This is a genomic window from Pedobacter aquatilis (assembly GCF_032678405.1).
In the GTDB taxonomy this organism is placed as follows: domain Bacteria; phylum Bacteroidota; class Bacteroidia; order Sphingobacteriales; family Sphingobacteriaceae; genus Pedobacter; species Pedobacter aquatilis_A.
Genome location: NZ_JAVTSJ010000006.1, coordinates 427,646 through 446,424, shown reverse-complemented (window position 1 = coordinate 446,424; position 18,779 = coordinate 427,646). Strand labels below are relative to the sequence as shown.

Annotated in this window: 19 protein-coding genes; 1 reads left to right on the top strand and 18 read right to left on the bottom strand. The window is 36.8% G+C overall.

Annotated elements, in window-relative coordinates; all coding sequences use genetic code 11:
• The first annotated feature begins 229 nt into the window (after positions 1-229).
• Positions 230-1,339, top strand: coding sequence for a sensor histidine kinase (locus R2R71_RS17935; RefSeq protein WP_316832651.1), 1,110 nt, complete (start codon positions 230-232; stop codon positions 1,337-1,339).
• 10 nt (positions 1,340-1,349) lie between these two features.
• Here the strand turns inward: R2R71_RS17935 and R2R71_RS17930 are convergent, their stop codons facing one another.
• From R2R71_RS17930 to nrfD, 18 genes are all read right to left on the bottom strand, one after another.
• Positions 1,350-4,139 carry a thiopeptide-type bacteriocin biosynthesis protein gene (locus R2R71_RS17930; protein ID WP_316832650.1) on the bottom strand — a complete coding sequence of 930 codons (2,790 nt, stop codon included), beginning with the start codon at positions 4,137-4,139 and terminating at the stop codon, positions 1,350-1,352.
• A gap of 141 nt (positions 4,140-4,280) precedes the next feature.
• Positions 4,281-5,120 (bottom strand): OmpA family protein, encoded by an 840-nt coding sequence (locus tag R2R71_RS17925; protein WP_316832649.1) that lies wholly within the window; start codon positions 5,118-5,120, stop codon positions 4,281-4,283.
• A gap of 45 nt (positions 5,121-5,165) precedes the next feature.
• Positions 5,166-5,828, bottom strand: coding sequence for a DUF2461 domain-containing protein (locus tag R2R71_RS17920; protein ID WP_316832648.1), 663 nt, complete (start codon positions 5,826-5,828; stop codon positions 5,166-5,168).
• A 105-nt stretch (positions 5,829-5,933) separates the two neighbouring features.
• Positions 5,934-6,329 (bottom strand): DUF983 domain-containing protein, encoded by a 396-nt coding sequence (locus R2R71_RS17915; protein ID WP_316832647.1) that lies wholly within the window; start codon positions 6,327-6,329, stop codon positions 5,934-5,936.
• Position 6,330: 1 nt separating this feature from the next.
• A complete protein-coding gene (locus R2R71_RS17910; protein ID WP_316832646.1) occupies positions 6,331-6,630 on the bottom strand; it encodes a hypothetical protein in 300 nt (99 codons plus the stop codon).
• 69 nt (positions 6,631-6,699) lie between these two features.
• A complete protein-coding gene (locus tag R2R71_RS17905; protein ID WP_316832645.1) occupies positions 6,700-7,242 on the bottom strand; it encodes a DUF420 domain-containing protein in 543 nt (180 codons plus the stop codon).
• 19 nt (positions 7,243-7,261) lie between these two features.
• Positions 7,262-7,960 carry an SCO family protein gene (locus tag R2R71_RS17900; protein ID WP_316832644.1) on the bottom strand — a complete coding sequence of 233 codons (699 nt, stop codon included), beginning with the start codon at positions 7,958-7,960 and terminating at the stop codon, positions 7,262-7,264.
• A complete protein-coding gene (locus R2R71_RS17895) occupies positions 7,957-8,313 on the bottom strand; it encodes a cytochrome C oxidase subunit IV family protein (RefSeq protein ID WP_316832643.1) in 357 nt (118 codons plus the stop codon). Before R2R71_RS17895 ends, R2R71_RS17900 begins: the two co-directional genes overlap by 4 nt.
• 24 nt (positions 8,314-8,337) lie before the next feature.
• Complete coding sequence (locus R2R71_RS17890; protein ID WP_316832642.1) at positions 8,338-9,045, bottom strand: cytochrome c oxidase subunit 3; 708 nt, start codon at positions 9,043-9,045, stop codon at positions 8,338-8,340.
• Between the two features lie 31 nt (positions 9,046-9,076).
• The gene (locus tag R2R71_RS17885; protein ID WP_316832641.1) at positions 9,077-9,643 is read right to left on the bottom strand and encodes a cytochrome c oxidase subunit 3; all 567 of its coding nucleotides are present in this window, start codon (positions 9,641-9,643) and stop codon (positions 9,077-9,079) included.
• Between the two features lie 18 nt (positions 9,644-9,661).
• Positions 9,662-10,570 carry a heme o synthase gene (gene cyoE / locus R2R71_RS17880; protein WP_316832640.1) on the bottom strand — a complete coding sequence of 303 codons (909 nt, stop codon included), beginning with the start codon at positions 10,568-10,570 and terminating at the stop codon, positions 9,662-9,664.
• Between the two features lie 12 nt (positions 10,571-10,582).
• The gene (locus R2R71_RS17875) at positions 10,583-11,644 is read right to left on the bottom strand and encodes a COX15/CtaA family protein (protein ID WP_316832639.1); all 1,062 of its coding nucleotides are present in this window, start codon (positions 11,642-11,644) and stop codon (positions 10,583-10,585) included.
• An 81-nt stretch (positions 11,645-11,725) separates the two neighbouring features.
• Positions 11,726-13,606 (bottom strand): cbb3-type cytochrome c oxidase subunit I, encoded by a 1,881-nt coding sequence (locus tag R2R71_RS17870; RefSeq protein WP_316832638.1) that lies wholly within the window; start codon positions 13,604-13,606, stop codon positions 11,726-11,728.
• Positions 13,607-13,629: 23 nt separating this feature from the next.
• On the bottom strand, positions 13,630-14,865 hold the full coding sequence (locus tag R2R71_RS17865; RefSeq protein WP_316832637.1) for a cytochrome c oxidase subunit II transmembrane domain-containing protein: 1,236 nt from the start codon (positions 14,863-14,865) through the stop codon (positions 13,630-13,632).
• Positions 14,866-14,932: 67 nt separating this feature from the next.
• Positions 14,933-16,156, bottom strand: coding sequence for a quinol:cytochrome C oxidoreductase (locus R2R71_RS17860; protein WP_316832636.1), 1,224 nt, complete (start codon positions 16,154-16,156; stop codon positions 14,933-14,935).
• Positions 16,157-16,172: 16 nt separating this feature from the next.
• Positions 16,173-16,778: a cytochrome c gene (locus tag R2R71_RS17855; protein WP_316832635.1), complete on the bottom strand. Its 606-nt coding sequence runs from the start codon at positions 16,776-16,778 to the stop codon at positions 16,173-16,175.
• Positions 16,750-17,286, bottom strand: coding sequence for a DUF3341 domain-containing protein (locus R2R71_RS17850; RefSeq protein ID WP_316832634.1), 537 nt, complete (start codon positions 17,284-17,286; stop codon positions 16,750-16,752). The genes R2R71_RS17855 and R2R71_RS17850 overlap by 29 nt, the downstream gene beginning before the upstream one ends.
• A gap of 2 nt (positions 17,287-17,288) precedes the next feature.
• Positions 17,289-18,761: an NrfD/PsrC family molybdoenzyme membrane anchor subunit gene (nrfD, locus tag R2R71_RS17845; protein ID WP_316832633.1), complete on the bottom strand. Its 1,473-nt coding sequence runs from the start codon at positions 18,759-18,761 to the stop codon at positions 17,289-17,291.
• Positions 18,762-18,779: the final 18 nt, after the last annotated feature.

Sequence of the window (18,779 nt, the reverse complement as noted above, 5' to 3'; positions counted from 1 at the left end):
ATTGTTTTGACCTTTTACATTTTTATAAACAAAAGCTGTATTTTTTTTCAATTTTGTTGTGTGTTGTGTTTTCATATTATTGTAGATTATCTTATTATTTTTATTAAATATTGTTGTTTTGATTAACTGGTGTAAAGGTGCGGCGAAAACGGAGGCACTAAGAAATTTTTACACAAACCCACTATTTTTACAGATAAAACCCCTGTTTTAGTAGATAAAAACCACTTAAATGAACATTCTTAAAATTAAAAACTGGTATAGTAGAAACCATATTCACATAAAAGCCTGGGCTTTTTTCATCATATATGAGGTATTTATTACCGGCTTAATCTTTGGGATCTGGAGTACTTTCGGAAACCATCTTTTCCATTATGCATTGAACATCTCTTTATTTTATTTACATGCATACGGCGTACAAAAAATCCTCAGAAGTAACTTAAGATTTAATGCATGGTTGATTATTCCTTTTGTACTCATAGAACTAATCGCATATTTAGCACTAGCTTACCCAATCGACTATTTAATATCGAAGACAGTAGGTACAGGTTTTAAATCCGAATTAGTTTTTAACGAAGTATACGTGTTAAGAGCATTATGGAGGGCATTATACTTTATTGGTTTCAGTACTGGTTATGTATTCCTGCTTAACTCATTAAAAGAACGCCGAAGGGTGCAAAAGCTTGAACGCCAGAATCTTGTTAATACAATTGAAAAACAGGCTTTAGAGAATGATCTGGTACAATCGCAGAATAACTTTTTACGTAGCCAGATTAACCCACACTTCTTATTTAATACCTTAAACTTTATATATAACGATGCCAGAAAGAAAGCCCCATTGGCAGCTGATGCCATTATGAACCTTTCTGAAATGATGCGTTATGCTTTAAAAAGGCCTGAGGCATCCGAATTAGTGCCTTTAAGCGAAGAAGTTGAGCAAATAGAACACTTAATTAACCTGCATAAGTTACGTACGGCCAATACCATTAATTTCGACTTGATTGTTAATGGCGACCTGTTCGGTCTTCGCTTTCCTCCGCTTATCATGCTTACATTGGTAGAAAACATGTTTAAGCACGGTAATATTGCGCATTCTACACAACCTTCTATCGTTCAGATTGATTACGACCGGAAAACTTTATCACTTACAACCATTAATATGATTAATGAAGTGAAGAAAAAAGAAGTAGAGAGCCATCATGTTGGTCTGGAAAACATCGATAAACGATTGAATAACTTCTATAAAGACAAGTATTCATTTAAATTCTATAAAGACCCGCTTAACAGGTACTTTACAGAAATTAAAGTTGATGTAGAAAACCCAATGGCTGGTTTAAATTAGCGTTTTACAGTTATTTCATAGCATTCCTTCGCTGTACATCTTTTAATAAAAAGTAGTACACAACCATTTCATGGGTGCGCTGGTCTTTATTAAAAAGGCGGTTTACATGCATATGCAGTAAATCGCTGAACAGCTGTACGCTTCGGTTGGGATTGCAACCTTGTAAAATACCTGCAAATGATTCAGAAAACCGCTGAAAAGCCAGTTGCTGTTGTTCACTAAGTTCAGTATACGCTGATTTTCGATAAACCTGATATTGAGCATTAAGCTTTTTGAAATCTGAAGGTTCCAGATGATGTTCTATATTAAAGGAATCCGACATCATGCCAATTATTTCTGCAAATTGCTTATCATTAAATAAAACCTTATTCTGGATATATTCAACCAAATCAGCACAATACTTATACTTGCTGATGGCATCAGGGTAAGTTTCAAACAGCGACAAAACAAAATGGCTATCCGTAGAAAAGTGCTGTTCTATGGCTTCTATCAGATCATTCCCGTAACGTTGCGTTTCCCTTTTATAAGTTCTTAATTGCAAATCAGAAACCAGGCCTATGGCAAGATCTTCTTCCAGATATGCTGAAAAGGCCGCTGTTAGTGCCTGGCCATCATTTTCATCATGCAATAAAATTCTCAACCTTAAGTGGTAACCATTCTCGTTATACCTGATAAAAAACCATGATTTGATTTTAGCATGGAAACTGTCCAGAAAATGAGCTATTGGCCCCGCTAATAGTGAATCAGAACGCTGTTGATGGCAATAAATTTCAAAATACAACCACTCCTTTCCTGGCGGGAAAAACTGTTTCACCAGCCTTTCATCGGATACAGGTTTAGTAAAACCATTATAAATTTTATCCTCATGGTAAATATTCAGGATAAACTGTGCCAAGTAAGGATTGCCTTCCTGATCGATAACCGCACTTGATTGAGGGATAATTACCTCCTCCACATAAAATTTATCCTGCTTCTGCAGGTATTGAATAAATGCAGCCAAATCAGCATCACTGTGCTTATAAAAACACAAAGTCTGATCAGATAGGCCTGCTTTAAAATAATCGCTAACACCTATTTTATCTAGATATGTTCGTAATCCAGCTATGTTTTGCAATGGAATTTCAGCTTTTTTAAGTTGCCATTTGCGTTGTGAAAGCACAATATTATGGTATTGTAACCTTGGGTAATAAGTTAACTCAGGATACAAATTCTCTAAAAAAAGCGTAAGGTTGGTTTGGATATGCTGGTGTTGTAAATCGCAGAGCAACCTGAAAACAGATAAATCGGATCTAGAATAATTGTACGCCGAAGCCATTCTGGGTACAATACGCTTATTAAGTTTTTTGGAACGCAATATAACCTCATTTCCTTGCACAGAGAGCATTACATCATCAAGGGTAATTGGATTTGATGAGGTATCGAAATTTAAAATTGAAAGCTGGTTTTCATAAACAAGCTTTCTCCGGTTAATATTATCTACATTGGTTTCAACCATGTAAGCCACATCAAAAAGCAAAACATCGGGATTTGCCGATTGCTCCAGCTGCGCAATTTTTTTGCAATGTTCATAAACTTTCGTATTAGCCATTGTAAAACGGCCGGCAAGTGCATTTGCGGTACTTCCACCAGTCTGGTCAACACATATTAAATCATCAGCAACCGACATGAGCATACTGAATGAATTTGGCAATACAGCCGCTTTACTACTTATTTGTATACCAAGTTTTTCCAGCCTGATCACTTCTTCATTGCCAAATGACTGCGCATTGATCAGCTTTTTAAAATTATCTTTTAATTTATCGTTCGGATCATCGGCCTTTTTATTTTGCTTGCCGTGAAACTGCGCTATGAAATCATCTCCCTGGCCAGCCTGCTCAAGTTCATCATAGCCAATTCCCATTTCAGGGTCTAAGGCCATAGAAAGCGGGACTTCTTTTTGTTCAAATTTTCTCCTGAATTTATTGATAAACTGCTTTAATGCGTCCCTTTCATCAACAGGTAAAATATGTTGCATTAAGTTTATTAATCCTGGGATTGACTGAAATAACTTTTCATCAATGCCTCCAGATAAGCTAGCCCGTTCTGAAATCAGGTACTTGGGTAGCTCAGGTGAAGACTTGATATTTATCCGGTTAAAATAATCCTCGCCGATAATATTAGGGTCGATATCACATAACAACAGTTGCACAGACAACATATCTTCAAGCAAAGAAAACACATCGGCTTTCGCTTCGCCTGTAATATCAAGTTTCTGTAGCAAATCATTTACCCGTATTGGTTGCAGGCAATTCTTCAGAATTTCCACAACGAAAGCATCATTATCTATTTCGGCCAGTTCGAACAAACCATCAGTACAGGCAATGTATCTGATACTGGTGGTGGTGAAATAATAGCTGCTATTTGAAAATAACAGGCAGTTATTTTGTAACTGTTCGGCCAATGAAAAATGCAGGTTATTCTTAAACGGCCAGTCGATAAATTCATGTACCTCTTGCTTTTCTTCAACAACTATCTGCTGTGCTGTAGCGCTTAAAGCTTCGCTGATAATACTGAATCCGGCAAAGGTTCCATAAGGTGTTGAACGAAATTTAGCCCGGTTAAAATACTTCCAGACGGTAAATAAAACCTTAGGATTTAAGGTTTCGAGTTCTTCAGCTTTTACATCCTTTATGGTCTGATAAAAAGCATCAGAAGAAATTGCAATCGCTGATTTAAGCTCCTCCCAACAATCAATAAGTTCAGTTTTATACGAAAATCGGGGTGTTCTGAAAATGACGTCTGGGTATATATTTACTTTCATGAGGAGAATTGCTAAGCGAAAATTACAAAGATTTTAGTGTAAATCTTTAACAAAGCACAAAATTAAAGGTTATTAACCAATTGGCACAAAAAAAAGCCTTGCAAGAACCGACCTGCAAGGCTTTATTATTTTTAAGTATGACTATTTAATCAGGTTATACAATTCATCCAGTTTTGGTGATAGTACAATTTCAATTCTTCTGTTTTTACTTCTGCCATCGGTACTGGTATTTGGCCCAAGCGGTTGGAATTCACCTTTACCTGTAGCCGTCATACGTACACTTTCAACCTTTTCGGTTTCCGTTAAATAGCGTACAACAGAGGTTGAGCGTAATACACTTAAATCCCAGTTATCTTTAATCTGTCCCAGGTTATTTACTTTCTGGTTATCAGTATGTCCCTCAACCGCTATATTAATTTCAGGTTGTTCTTTCAAAACTTTTGCCAGCTGGGCAAGCGCCTTCTTACCATTTTCATCAATAATAATACTACCCGATGGGAACAGGAGTTTATCCATAAGCGAAACGTAAACCTTACCATTTTTAATTTCAACGGTTAAACCGCTTTTAGTAAAGCCAAGTAAAGCCTGCTGTAGTTTCTCCTTAAGCTGATTGGTTGCTTCATCGCGTTTACGTAATACTTCTTCTACTTCTTTTAAACGCTTTTCCCTGGCAGCAAGATCGCCCGATAGCTTAGATATTTCACTTGAGCTGTTATTTTTAAGTTTACTAAAATTCGCATTTACATCATTAAACCTGCTTTGTAAATCACGAAGATCCTCACCCATCATGGCCGTATCTTTTTTCAGCTTTTTTATTTCACTTTCGAGGTTTTCGATTTTTATCTGACTCTCATTAAAGGCGGTATACAGTGAATCTTTTGTACCCAATAAAGCTTTATATTTTTTTGGAGACAGTACAACACACGAAGTAAAGGATGTAGCAAATAAAAACAGGGCAAATGCAAGAAAAGTGTTTTTCATATTTTTTGTTTGGGTTAATAGTAAGCGCTTTAAGGTCTGGGTCCATTAAACTTCAATGGCATTTCGTAAAAATGCAACTAAAGGACTAATAGTTTTAAAAGAACTTATCAACTTATTAACGAGTGTAGGTTTAAAAAATTCTTCATCGGCTAAAGCCATTGAGGCTTCAAAGCTTTTCAGTTTCAGGTATTCTATATTCGGATCGGCAGGGTCATAACCTTTTGGGGCATTCTTAAGTGCTCCCGCAGTGCCGAGTTTAAAGTTTTTCTTAAAATCCTTTTCTTCTATAATTTCTTTAAATTCATCAATATTATAATCTATTTCCTGGCGGATGAGTTTAACATGTGGTGCTTCCGGCATCCAGTAACCTCCGGCAATAAAACTTTTCCCGGGTTGGATATGTAAATAATAGCCGGGTTCATTTCCACCTTTACTTTTGGATGAAAACCACATACCGAAATTATTTTTATAAGGATCTTTATTTTTACTAAAACGTATATCACGGTAGATCCGCATCAGGCATTTTTTAGGATCAAGGTCAGCCGAAATCAAAGGATCTATTTTAGCAAGCTCAGGAATTATCGAGGCTACAAGCTCAAGAACATCGGCCTTTGCCTCTTCATATTTTGGTTTATTTTCTGCAAACCACTCTCTGTTATTATTTTCTGCTACGTTTTTAATAAAAACAAGGGTATCTTTTTTTAACATAGATTACTTATTGCCGTTAAGAGATTAAATAAAAAACATAATTTATTGTTTACCTTTTATTGAAATCAGGTGAGCGATTTAAACAGTTAACCAGCTAAACACTAATTACTGATCGTACCAGGCCTTATATTTTATATTCGGCGAAAGTACATGAAGAAGTATAACCCTGGAATACTTATAATTTACGGGATAAAGGATAAGGCATCCTCCAAAAATGATGAGCAGATAGTGCCAGAAAGTGTTATCTTCTAAAGGCCCTACCAGCAAATAGGCCAGAAAAGTAGTCATGAGCATCTCCAGAACATTCATTGCATAACTAACATACATCGCGGCATAAAAATAACCAGGTTCTATTTCAACACGTTGTCCGCAGTGCCCGCAAACTTCTTTGGTATGTTGAATATTCCAGCCATACATACTACCGGTAAAAATATCTCCCCTCCGGCAATGCGCACATTTTGCATGAACTATTGCATAAAGCTTTGAAGTTTTTCCCGACATCCTAATTCAGATTTATAGGACCTGCTTTCATATCGAGGTGAACACTTTTCTTGCGGTATTTTTTATACCATATAATGCCTACTACAGTGGCTAGTATGTAAGGAATTACTAAAAGATAAATTACACCTGTATTTAAGCCAGCTGCCTGTGTATTACCATTCTTAACACCTTGCTCGGCATTAATTGTACACATTGCACATTGCGCCATCACATCAGAAGTTAATGCAAGGGTTAAAGAGATCAGAACTAAAATTAAAAATGCTTTTTTCTTCATCACAACAAATATAAGGATAAACGCCATGAGACAATTAAAAATTGTGTCATAAAAAAGGTTCAGCTGATGTGGCTGAACCTTTAAATATTGTTATTGCTAATAGTGATAATAAGGCGATATCATCAGGTAGACGATTACACCCGTTACCGCAACATAAAGCCACATTGGATAAGTTATCCTTGCCAGCTTTCTATGCTTGTCAAACTTCTCGGCCAAAGCCCTAACATAGGTAAATAATACAAAAGGAATAATAATTACCGATAAACAGATGTGGGTAATCAGAATGAAATAATAAACGTATTTAATTGCTCCTGTTCCTCCAAACTTTGTACTGTCTGCAGTCATGTGGTAAGCCACATACATTGCCAGAAACGCTACCGATAAGCAGATGGCAAACTTCATCAGGTTTTCATGGTGTTTACGTTTACCGTTCTTAATCGCGGCTACAGCAGCAACTAAAACAATCGCCGTTAATCCGTTTAATGCAGCATATATCGGAGGGAGAAAACCAAGTGGTTTAACATCATACCCGAGTTTTCGTAAATTAACACCAAACAAAAGGGCTACTACCAGTGGTATTGCAACTGATAAAACAATAATCCACTTATTATATTTTTTCTCTACAGAGTTGTCGTTCATTTTTAACGTCTATATTTAATTATCTGCCATCTTTAATATTTCTAAGATCTTCGGCAACTAAAACCTTAATTTCATCGTCGAGTTTTGCAAGGGCATCTGCATTGGTGGCTTCATAGTATCCTCTTATGCGATGTTGGTTATCAAGTAAAACAATCTGGTTTCCGTATATGAATTTGGTTTTTCCTTTTTCTTCGTGATGTATAATATCCAATAATAAGCCCTTTCTGATAAATGGGTATACTTTTAAAGTATCACCACTTAAGAAGTCCCACTTCCCCGCTTTGGCACCTAAAGAATCTGTTAAAGACTTAAGGTTATAAGGATAATCACTCGGATCTACAGAAAGACTTAGGAAACGAATAAGTGGATTACGCTCATACGATTCAGCGATTTTCTGAACATTCAGGTTAACATCTTTCAACGAACTTGATTTATAAAACAAATTCAGCACAACGATATTACCTTTAAGTGCCGACCAGTTAAGCGTTTCATTTGCCTGATTGACAAAACTAAAATCGGGAACAACATGATAAATGGTATCAGGAATCTTTTTGCCTTTAACAGTGTGAAAAGTTTTGGCAACTACCTTCTCACCGAAAATCGGAAGGCTTTTGTACCTGTTTTTTGCGAAGTGTGGTAATATGTAAAAAAACAAAAATCCTGGTATAGCCAATATGCTTACCAGGATTAAAGATTTTTTTATTGAGAAAGATCTCATGAATGGGTAGTCATGTGCAGATGTAAAAATCCGCCTTCAATTAACATTAATACAATAAAGTAAATAATAAAAATGAACGATACTGTTAAGGCTAACTGTAAACCCAGTTTCTCAAATTTTAAGTGCATAAAATAAGCAACAATGTAAAATGCTTTTACTAATGTTAAAGCGATATAAATATAGTTACCTACATGCTGAGGAATATGACCGCCAGGAATTGCCCATAATGCAATGATAAATTCGATAGCTGTAATTAAAGATAAAATACCGGCTACTTTCCAGATTTTAGCTTTATTCATTCCTGCGTGGTCATCGTGCTCGTGACCTTCTGCTGTATGTGAATGTTCTGACATGTTAAATATTTTTATGTATTAAAATTAAACCAAATAGAAGAATGTAAATACGAACACCCATACTAAATCTACGAAGTGCCAGTATAAACCAACTTTTTCTACCATTAAATAATGACCTCTTTTTTCGAAAGTTCCGTTAATCGTCATTATTAAAATGATAATATTAATCATTACCCCACTAAATACGTGGAAACCGTGGAAACCAGTAATGGTAAAGAATAAGTTAGCAAATTGTTGTGCAGCAACTAATGATACATCTCCGGTGAACAAATGTTTTAATTCTTCAGCACTTGGAATTTGACCCCACCAAAAACCTTCATGGTGTAAGTGACTCCACTCTAAAGCCTGACAGCCTAAGAACATAAAACCACCGATAATAGTAGCAACCATCCACCAGATTACTTCTTTTTTCGCACGACGATGGCCAGCTTCAACCGCCATTACCATGGTTACTGAACTTAAAATCAGGATAAAAGTCATGATACCCACGAAAACAAGTGGTGCACCTGAATCTTTTAAGCCCGGGATAGATTGGAAAACCAAATCCGGATCAGGCCAGGCTGATTTAGAAAAGCGCTGAGCGCCATAATAGATCAACAAAGATGAGAATGTAAAAGCATCTGATAAAAGGAAAAACCACATCATGATTTTACCATATTCTACCGACCAGGGAGAACGACCGCCACTCCATGGTCCGGTTTTAACTTGATCTAATTGTGATACTGAATTCATTTGGAAATAGTATAATAGTTTGTTAACAAATTTAACGGTTCAAAAGTAAAAAAACATACAGATATATCCATAATATATCTATAAAATGCCAAAAAATAGAGGTTATTTCCATACGGAACTTATTTTTTGCCAGGGTAATATTTTTATAGCTACCAACTAAACTGCTGGTAATAAAGCCTAAACCCGCAATAATGTGAAACAAGTGCATTAAAGGCACAACATATATAAATGATATGGCTGCATTGTTTCCAACTAAAGTAGCACCGGTTTTAACCATACTTCCCCATGCTGCGAACTGCATAAAGCCAAAGCCAAAGGCTAAAAGGATGGTTAACCAAAGCATTTTGCGTTGTAAGCTAAAGTTTAGCTTTCTTAACGCTCTCGACGCAAGTGTTAAGGTTACACTGCTTGCGATGATTAATAAAGTACTGTAAATAAAAGCATCGGGCAATACTAAGCCATGCCCTTTACCTTTTGATGCTGCAAATACCAGGTAATAGCTGGTAAAGCCGCCAAACATAATGGTTGATGATACAACGAACAGCCAAACGATAAACTTCTTTGGCCTTGGATCGAATATATCTTGTGTATTTTCCATTGTTAAAACCATAAATAATTATTTTGCAATAAAATCAAACAATAATACCAGCTGTACAGCAGGTATGTAAAAAAAAGAACAAAACATCACTTTCTTCGCATCTGCAAGTTCCATGTTCTTTAATAATTTAAAAGCCAGCCAGCTAAAAATGGCACCGGCTACAATTGATACAGCACCAATAAAATAACCTCCGAAACCATAGAAAATGGGTAACAAGCTAACAGGTATTAATATCAGTGTACTTACAAAAGTAAACAGTGCTGATGCCTTATCTCTTTTTCTGGTAGGTAAAAGCCTGAAACCTGCCTTTTTATAATCTTCATCCAAAACCCAAGCAATTGCCCAGAAGTGCGGAAATTGCCATACAAACTGAATAAGGAAAAGAATAACAGCGATTTTGTAATCGATATCTAAAAACAAATCGGATTTTAAACTGCCAAATGCGGCCAGATAACCAATAAGTGGAGGCAATGCACCAGGAATGGCACCTACAAAAACGGCTATTGGCGATTTTCGCTTTAGTGGTGTGTATGCAAATGCATATAATAATATCGAAAATACGGATAATAAACCTGTTTCAAGGTTTAATTGACCTAAAAGCCAGGTACCTAAAAAAGCCATGAAAACGCCAAGAACCAAGCCCTGTCCGGTAGTCATTCTACCTGCTGGCATAGGCCTGTCTTTTGTTCTGCTCATTAACTTATCAAGATCAACCTCTATAATTTCATTAAAACAATTCGCAGCTGCAGTTACCAGGAATCCACCAGCAATTAAGATCAGCCAGTTCCCCCAGTCAATAGATGGAATATGCCCTCTTCCAACCTGCATCTTCTGACCAATTAAAAAAGAAATTGATGCAGAAAACACAACTGTAAAGGACAGTCGGAATTTAATTAGCTTTGAAAAGTCTGAAAAAAATTGTTTCAATTCTCTTAATTATTATTGTTGTTTGTATGTCCTTGTCCGGTAAACCAGCAAGTACAAATAAAACTGTAAACTAAACAGCACTGTCGAAAACAGAATATGCAACGCCTGTGCAACTGGTGGTAATGAGATATAAGCTAATGCAAAACCACTTACTAACTGAATCAACAAGGTAAGTAAAATAAATCTGGCCGTTAACAAAGGCGCTGCCTTTCCGCTAAACCTATCTATTACCATTTTATAAATTATCGCATTACAAATCACTACTAAAATTGCCATATCCCTATGGTAATTAAAAATTGTTCCTGCCTTGCCAATCCACGTATTTCTACCACCAAAGGAAAGCGATTTGGCAATTACATCTATTGCTTCCCTAACTTCGGTGCCCAATATAACCTGTGCAATACTTACTAACAGCGTAAAGAATAAAAATCCTTTTAACCATAAAATACGGTACATAATAACCGATGGTTCTTTATGTAGCTGTTTAGCGTAATTGTAAGTATAGATTGATATCGCCAGGATAACCAATGCTAAAAGCATATGCACAGTAACTACCCATTGAGCCAGATTGGTTGATACCACTATCGAACCCAGCCATGCCTGATAACCTACTACAAAAATGTTAAGTATACTCAGCAAAATTATCCGTTTTGCAGTCTTCTTGTAGGAAAAAGAGTAAATAGCACTTAATAACAAAAATATACCGGCCAATACGCCCGCTAAACGGTTAAGGTATTCAGTCCAGGTTTTTGCAGGGTTAAATTCCTCCGGAACTGTAATCGACTTATCATGCCTGATGCTATCTGCCAGTTCTTTTTTGCCCATACTTTCGAGGTATTTGGCAAATTTTTCATTCTTTTTAAGCCTGCCTGCAACATACTTTTCTTTATAATTTTTAGGCAGTTGCGATACATCGGTAGGCGGGATATACTGATCGAAACATTTCGGCCAATCAGGACAACCCATGCCTGAGCCCGTACTACGTACGATTCCGCCGGCAAGTATAACCAATAACGTTACGATAATGGTTATAAAGTTAATGCTGATAAAACGTTTTTCTGATCTGCTGATCATATATCTTTTAAGATGAAAAGGGTATCCGGATAAGCAGAAACTTAATCAGATACCCTTTAAAATTTTGTTAAAGCTACCTAACTAGCCCTTATTTTCTGTCACAGGATTGGCAGCTTCCCAATCTTGCTGAATTTTTTCTGCTGCTGCATTTCCTTCAAAGTCATGAGGTAAGTTAGAGCTCATGGTTTGAGAGAATGGAACCGTTTGAGGAATAAAGTCTGCCTCATGACCAGGTTTGCTATAATCATATGGCCATCTGTAAACTGTTGGAATTTCTCCAGGCCAGTTTCCATGCAAGTGCTCTACTGGTGCAGTCCACTCTAATGTATTCGATTCCCAAGGGTTTTGAGGTGCAACTTTTCCTTTATAAATTGAATAGAAGAAGTTAAACAAGAACGCTACCTGAGCCAATGCAGCCATAATAGCAGCCCATGTTACAAATACGTTAACCGTTAACCATTTCTTCATGAATTCGAATTCAGTGAAAGCATAATAACGACGTGGAACACCATCTAAACCTAAAAAGTGTAATGGGAAGAAAACTAAATAAGCCGCAATAAATGTTAACCAGAAATGCAGGTAACCTAATTTTGCGTTCATCATTCTGCCGAACATTTTAGGATACCAGTGATAAACACCCGCAAGCATACCGAAAATTGCAGCAGAACCCATTACCAAGTGGAAGTGAGCAACTACAAAATAAGTATCGTGTAAGTTAATATCTAAAGATGCGTTACCTAAGAAGATACCGGTTAAACCACCTGAAATGAAGAATGAAACTAAACCGATAGCGAAAAGCATTGCAGGGGTAAAACGAATATTACCTCTCCAAAGTGTTGCCAAGTAGTTAAAGGTTTTTACTGCTGATGGAACTGCAATAATCAAAGTCGTGATCATAAATACACCACCCAATAATGGGTTCATACCTGTTACAAACATGTGGTGACCCCATACGATGAATGAAAGTACAGTAATACCAATTAATGAATAAACCATTGCATGGTAACCGAAAATTGGTTTACGTGAATTTACTGAGATAACTTCTGATGAGATACCCAATGCTGGCATAATTACAATATATACCTCTGGGTGACCTAAGAACCAGAATAAGTGTTGCCATAAAATTGGTGAACCACCTTCGTTAGGTAAAATATTAGTACCCATAACGATATCAGAAAGGTAAAAACTTGTTCCGAAACTTCTGTCGAATACTAATAATACCACTCCCGCAACTAATACAGGGAATGATAAAATACCCAGAATAGCTGTTAAGAAGAAAGCCCAGATAGTTAAAGGCATTTTCCAAAGATCCATGCCTTTAGTACGCATGTTTAAGATTGTACTTACATAGTTTATACCACCCATTAATGATGATGCTACGAAAAGTACCATACTTATTAACCACATGGTCATACCTGTACCAGATCCTGGAATTGCAGTAGGAATAGCTGATAACGGTGGGTAAACCGTCCAACCACCAGATGCAGGACCTGTCTGGATAAAGAATGAAGCCATCATTACCACACAAGCGGTAAAGAAAAACCAGTATGAAAGCATGTTAAGAAATGGCGATGCCATATCTCTTGCGCCTACCTGTAATGGAATTAATAAGTTACTGAATGTACCACTTAATCCTGCAGTTAACACGAAGAATACCATGATGGTACCGTGAATGGTAACTAATGCAAGATAGAAATCAGATTTAATGCGACCACCTTCAGCCCATTTACCTAAAAAAGTTTCTAAGAAAGGGAAGTTTTTATCAGGCCATGCTAACTGAATACGGAATAAAATGGATAAACCCATTGCAATAACCGCCATAATGATACCGGTTACTAAAAATTGCTTCGCAATCATTTTATGGTCCATACTGAAGATATACTTTGAAATCAAAGTCTCCTTATGGTGCCCGTGATCAGCGTGATCGTGATTGTGTTCGTCGTGTAATGCTATTGTTGACATAATTCTTTTCGCTCTTCGGTATATTATTTATTTAAAGCCATTTGGTTTGTTTTCACAGCTGCAGAATCTGTAGCTGCCGAATCTGTTCCTGCCTCAGTTGCTGCTGCAGGTGCCACTGGCAAATTAAATTGTTTTCTTAAATCGTCGTTTAAGTAAGTTTTTTGTTCAGCAATCCATGTTTTATATTCTTCCATAGATACTACACGAACAGTTTTCTGCATGTTGTAGTGACCTGAACCGCAAATCTTAGCACAATAGAATAAATATTTGAAGTTAGGATCGTTTGTTTTTTGCTGCATCTCTGCAGTTGTGATTGTTGGTGTAAACTCGAATATCGTTTGCATACCCGGTACAGTGTTTAACTGTACTCTGAAGTGCGGCATGTAAAAACTGTGAATTACATCTTTACTGGTTAAGATAAGTTTGATTGGTTTACCTACAGGAATTACCATCTCATCAGCCATTTGGTCATCACGTGATTTTAAATCTTTAAAATCGATACCCAAAGTATTTGTAGCTGTAGTTAACTTATAGTTTTTATGCCCCACAACACCATCAGCTCCAGGGTAACGGATAGACCATTTAAACTGCTCTGAAGTTACCTCGATCTGAATTGGCATGTTTTTAGGATCATCAACTTTAAAGAAAATTGATCTCCAGGTTAAGAAACCCATCAATACCAATACAGTTAAAACTGCTGCCGGAACTAAAGTCCAGATTTTCTCAATTGTATTGTTATGAGGGTAGTAATATGCTTTTCTTTTTGCTGAATATTTGTAGATATAAGAAAATCCAAATAATAAAATATGCGTTACAACGAAAACAATTGTAGTGATGATTAATGTTAAATTAAACATTTTGTCGATACGCTCTCCGTGTACCGAAGCCGCATCAGGCAATAACATTGAACCGTGTACGGTATATTCCCAGTAAACACCATATAATCCTAAAACCAGGAATAATGCAAATAAACTTGCATGTACCCTGTTCCAGTTAATACCTACTGGTTTACCTTGTGCTTCGCGGCTTAACTCATATACCCTGATGGCCTTACCAACAATAGCTATGAATAAACATATAGCAAGGAATACCAGTACATAAAATATTACTGATTTATAAACCTCGCCCATATCAACTTTCGTTGCCGCGGCAGCGCCTGCAGCTGCATCTTGCGCAAATACGCTCGTGTTTGCAAAAACAGTAAGTAATACTGCTAAAGCTGCGGTCGTTTTATTCGTGATAAACTTTCTTAAACTCATTTTCTTAAAAGTAGTACGCTGTACTTCTATAATAATAATTAAATATTCGCTTTTATAAAATCATCAATTAAAGCTGATGATGCAAACTTTCTTGTAATAAAGGGTGATTCTTGGCTATTAAAGGTTTCTTGCTTAATGCACTTAGAACCGTAAAGGTAAACAAACCTACAAAACCTGCAGCTGTACCAATTTCGATAATACCAAAACCATTATGTCCGTCTTCAACTGCTCCTGGCATAATCATTTGATAGTAATCTACCCAGTGACCTAGCAACACTACGATCGAAACAAATAATAATCTAACATCTGTTCTTTTGTTATCCCTGTCCATTAATAATAATACTGGCGCCAAGAAGTTCATTGCTAAGTTTAAGAAAAACCAGAATTTATAATACTCAAAGCGTTTGTAGAAATAAACAGTTTCTTCCGGCATGTTTGCATAGTAGATTAATAAAAACTGTGCGAACCATACATAAGTCCAGAAGATAGAGAAACCAAAGATAAACTGACCTAAGTTGTGTAAGTGACTATTATTAACCCATTGCATATAACCAGCTCTTCTTAATAAGATGAGGATAATTGCAATTGTTGCGAGGCTACTTACCCACATGGCTGCAAAGTTATACCAACCAAACATGGTTGAGAACCAGTGCGCCTCTAATGACATTACCGTATCGAAAGCAAATACAGGTGTTGTAAAACCGTAAATTACCAGGAAGATACAGGCATTTTTAAAACTCTTTCTGTATGAATTCAAACCACCAGCCAAATCTTCGTTATAAGAAAATTTAACAAACATGATTGAAAATATACTATAAACGCCTAAAAACAATACCTGACGACCTAAAAAGAAAGGTACATTTAAGAATACTGATTTACCTGCAATGATTGCATCATAGTTAGGGCTATTCTTATCTGTTAATCCATCGGCATGCCAGTGATGGTATAAGTTATGTGAAAATAAACCTGCAGAAATAATTACAACAAGTATTACTGCTGCAATCGGCAATGTTTTTGCCATTGCCTGCGGTACACGTAGAATTGAAGCAGACCATCCTGCCTGAGCTACATACTGAACAGCAAGGAAAAATGTACCAGACATACAAACGCATGCAAAGTAGTATCCCATAAGTAACAGGTTGGCAAAAGTACGCTCGTGCATTACTTTATCGCCGGCCAAGAAACCATAAGCAATAGCAGCAATACCTAAAACGATACCAACTATACTTAAAGTTTTTACTTTTCCTGTAAACTCAAATTGTTCACTAAAATTAATATTGTGAGTTCCCATTTATATTCTGCTTTACTTATTGTCCTTTTTGTAATTGTTGAACATACATCACAATTTTCCAACGGTCAGTTGGTAAGATTTGTGAAGCATGCGAGCCCATGTTATTTACACCATATGTAATGGTATGATAGATTTTACCCGGGGTTAAATCTGCCATGTTACCACCTCTTGATGAAGCACCAGATGAATATGAAGGAACTCCTGTAAATTTCTCTATTTTAACAAGATGACCTTGTCCGTCTCCTTTTTCACCATGGCATGGTGCACAGAAAACAACAAATGAGTGTTTACCTTCAGCTAAGTTAGTGCTGTCTACAGGTAATGGGTTTACCATTTTAGCACCAGCTTCGTTATAGCCTTCTAAAGTGTTAGGATATACATCATATTCTTCAAAACCTACTGGTTTTGTATTTGCAGGAGGTAACTGTGCTGTTTTACCATCCTTAAAATTTTTATTTGGCTGATCAGGGTTGTAAGCAATCGGATCATACATGTTCCTTGCGTACTCTAATCCTGTACTGCGTTTATCTTTACAAGCCGAAAAAGTAGCTGCAAAAGCGATAGCTAAAAACGCGGCATAAACAAATTTATTCTTATTCATAGCTAATGTACTTCCTTTCATTATACTTTACTTCTAAAGCACCGGCATCTTTTAATAAACCATCAATTACGGTGTGTGATGCATTTTCATGCGCATCAATCGCGATAACAAAACGATCATCTGTTGCGCGAAGGTCCATTACTCTTGGAGCTCTTCCAGGAAATAAATGGGTAGAGGCATAATAAGATAACACCATTCCGAAAGCACAGAATAAAACTGTTAATTCGAACATTATCGGAATAAAATCCGGTAATGCAAATGATGGCTTACCACCAATGTTTACTCTCCAGTCGATCACTGCACAAAAATAAATCAAAGCAAATGCACAGCATGTTCCTGTAATACCGAAGCAAAATGCCGCGATATCGATTCTTGATCTTTTAACACCTAATTTGGCTTCTATTCCGTGTATAGGCATTGGCGTATATACATCGTAAATACTTACGTTATTTTCCTGAAGCTTTTCGATGCCGTGCATCATTTCATCAGGATCACCAAAGCTGCCTAAAATATATTTGATATCACTCATTGTTATATTTTTGCGTAATCTTCTTGTTTAACACTATCAAATTTCTCTAAAGACTCTATGTATTCAGCTACATATTCTTTATTCTCATGTCCTTCTTTAATCTGTTTCATTTTAGCTTGCTCACTTGCAGATTTTAATAATAATTTAACCTCTGCTATAGCGATAGATGGCAATACTCTTAAGAACAATAAGAATAAAGTAAAGAACAAACCGATTGAACCTACGAATACACTTACATCAACCCAGGTTGGATAGAACATCGCCCAGCTCGAAGGAATATAATCGCGGTGTAATGAAGTAACGATAATTACGAAACGCTCGAACCACATACCCACGTTTACTACGATTGATAAAATCCAGGTAGCTTTAATGCTTAAACGGATTTTCTTGAACCATAACAACTGTGGAGAGATTACGTTACAAGTCATCATCATCCAGTACGACCACCAGTAAGGACCAGTAGAACGGTTAACGAATGCGTACGATTCATATTCAGAACCTGAATACCAGGCAATGAAAAACTCAGTTAAATAAGCAACACCTACGATTGAACCTGTTAAGATGATGATTTTATTCATCGACTCAATGTGGAACATGGTGATGTAGTTCTCAAGGCCTAATACTTTACGTGCAACCAATAATAAGGTTAATACCATCGCAAAACCTGAGAAAATCGCACCGGCAACGAAGTAAGGAGGGAAAATGGTCGTGTGCCATCCCGGGATTACCGAAGTTGCAAAGTCCATCGATACAATTGTGTGTACCGAAAGTACAAGTGGTGTAGAGATACCTGCTAAAATTAATGATACCGCTTCGAAACGTTGCCATGTTTTAACACTTCCACTCCATCCGAAAGAGAATATCGAATAGATTTTTCTGCGTGTACCAACAGCACGGTCGCGGATGGTAGCAATATCAGGTAATAAACCTGTGTACCAGAATAATAATGATACGGAGAAGTAAGTTGAGATGGCAAACATATCCCATACTAAAGGCGAGTTAAAGTTTACCCAAAGTGAACCAAACTGGTTTGGTAAAGGTAAAACCCAGTATGCCAACCAAGGACGGCCCATGTGTGATACAACATAAGTTGCCGCACAGATTACCGCAAAGATCGTCATCGCCTCTGCAGAACGGTTGATTGAGTTACGCCAGTTCTGACGGAAAAGTAATAGTACTGCAGAAATAAGTGTTCCTGCGTGACCAATACCAACCCACCATACGAAACCGGTGATATCCCAAGCCCATCCAACTGTTTTATTTAAACCCCAAGATCCGATACCGTTCCAGAAGGTATAGCTTACCGCTACAACCCAAAGTAAGGCACCCATTGCGGCAAAGATGAAACCAATCCACCAGGCTTTATTTGGCTTATTTTCTACCGGGCCTAAAATATCATCCGTAATCTTTGCATACGTGATGTTATCGCCGGTAATTAATGGTTCTCTAAGTATTGATTCGTTATGTCCTGACATAATTTATATTTTCTTTAT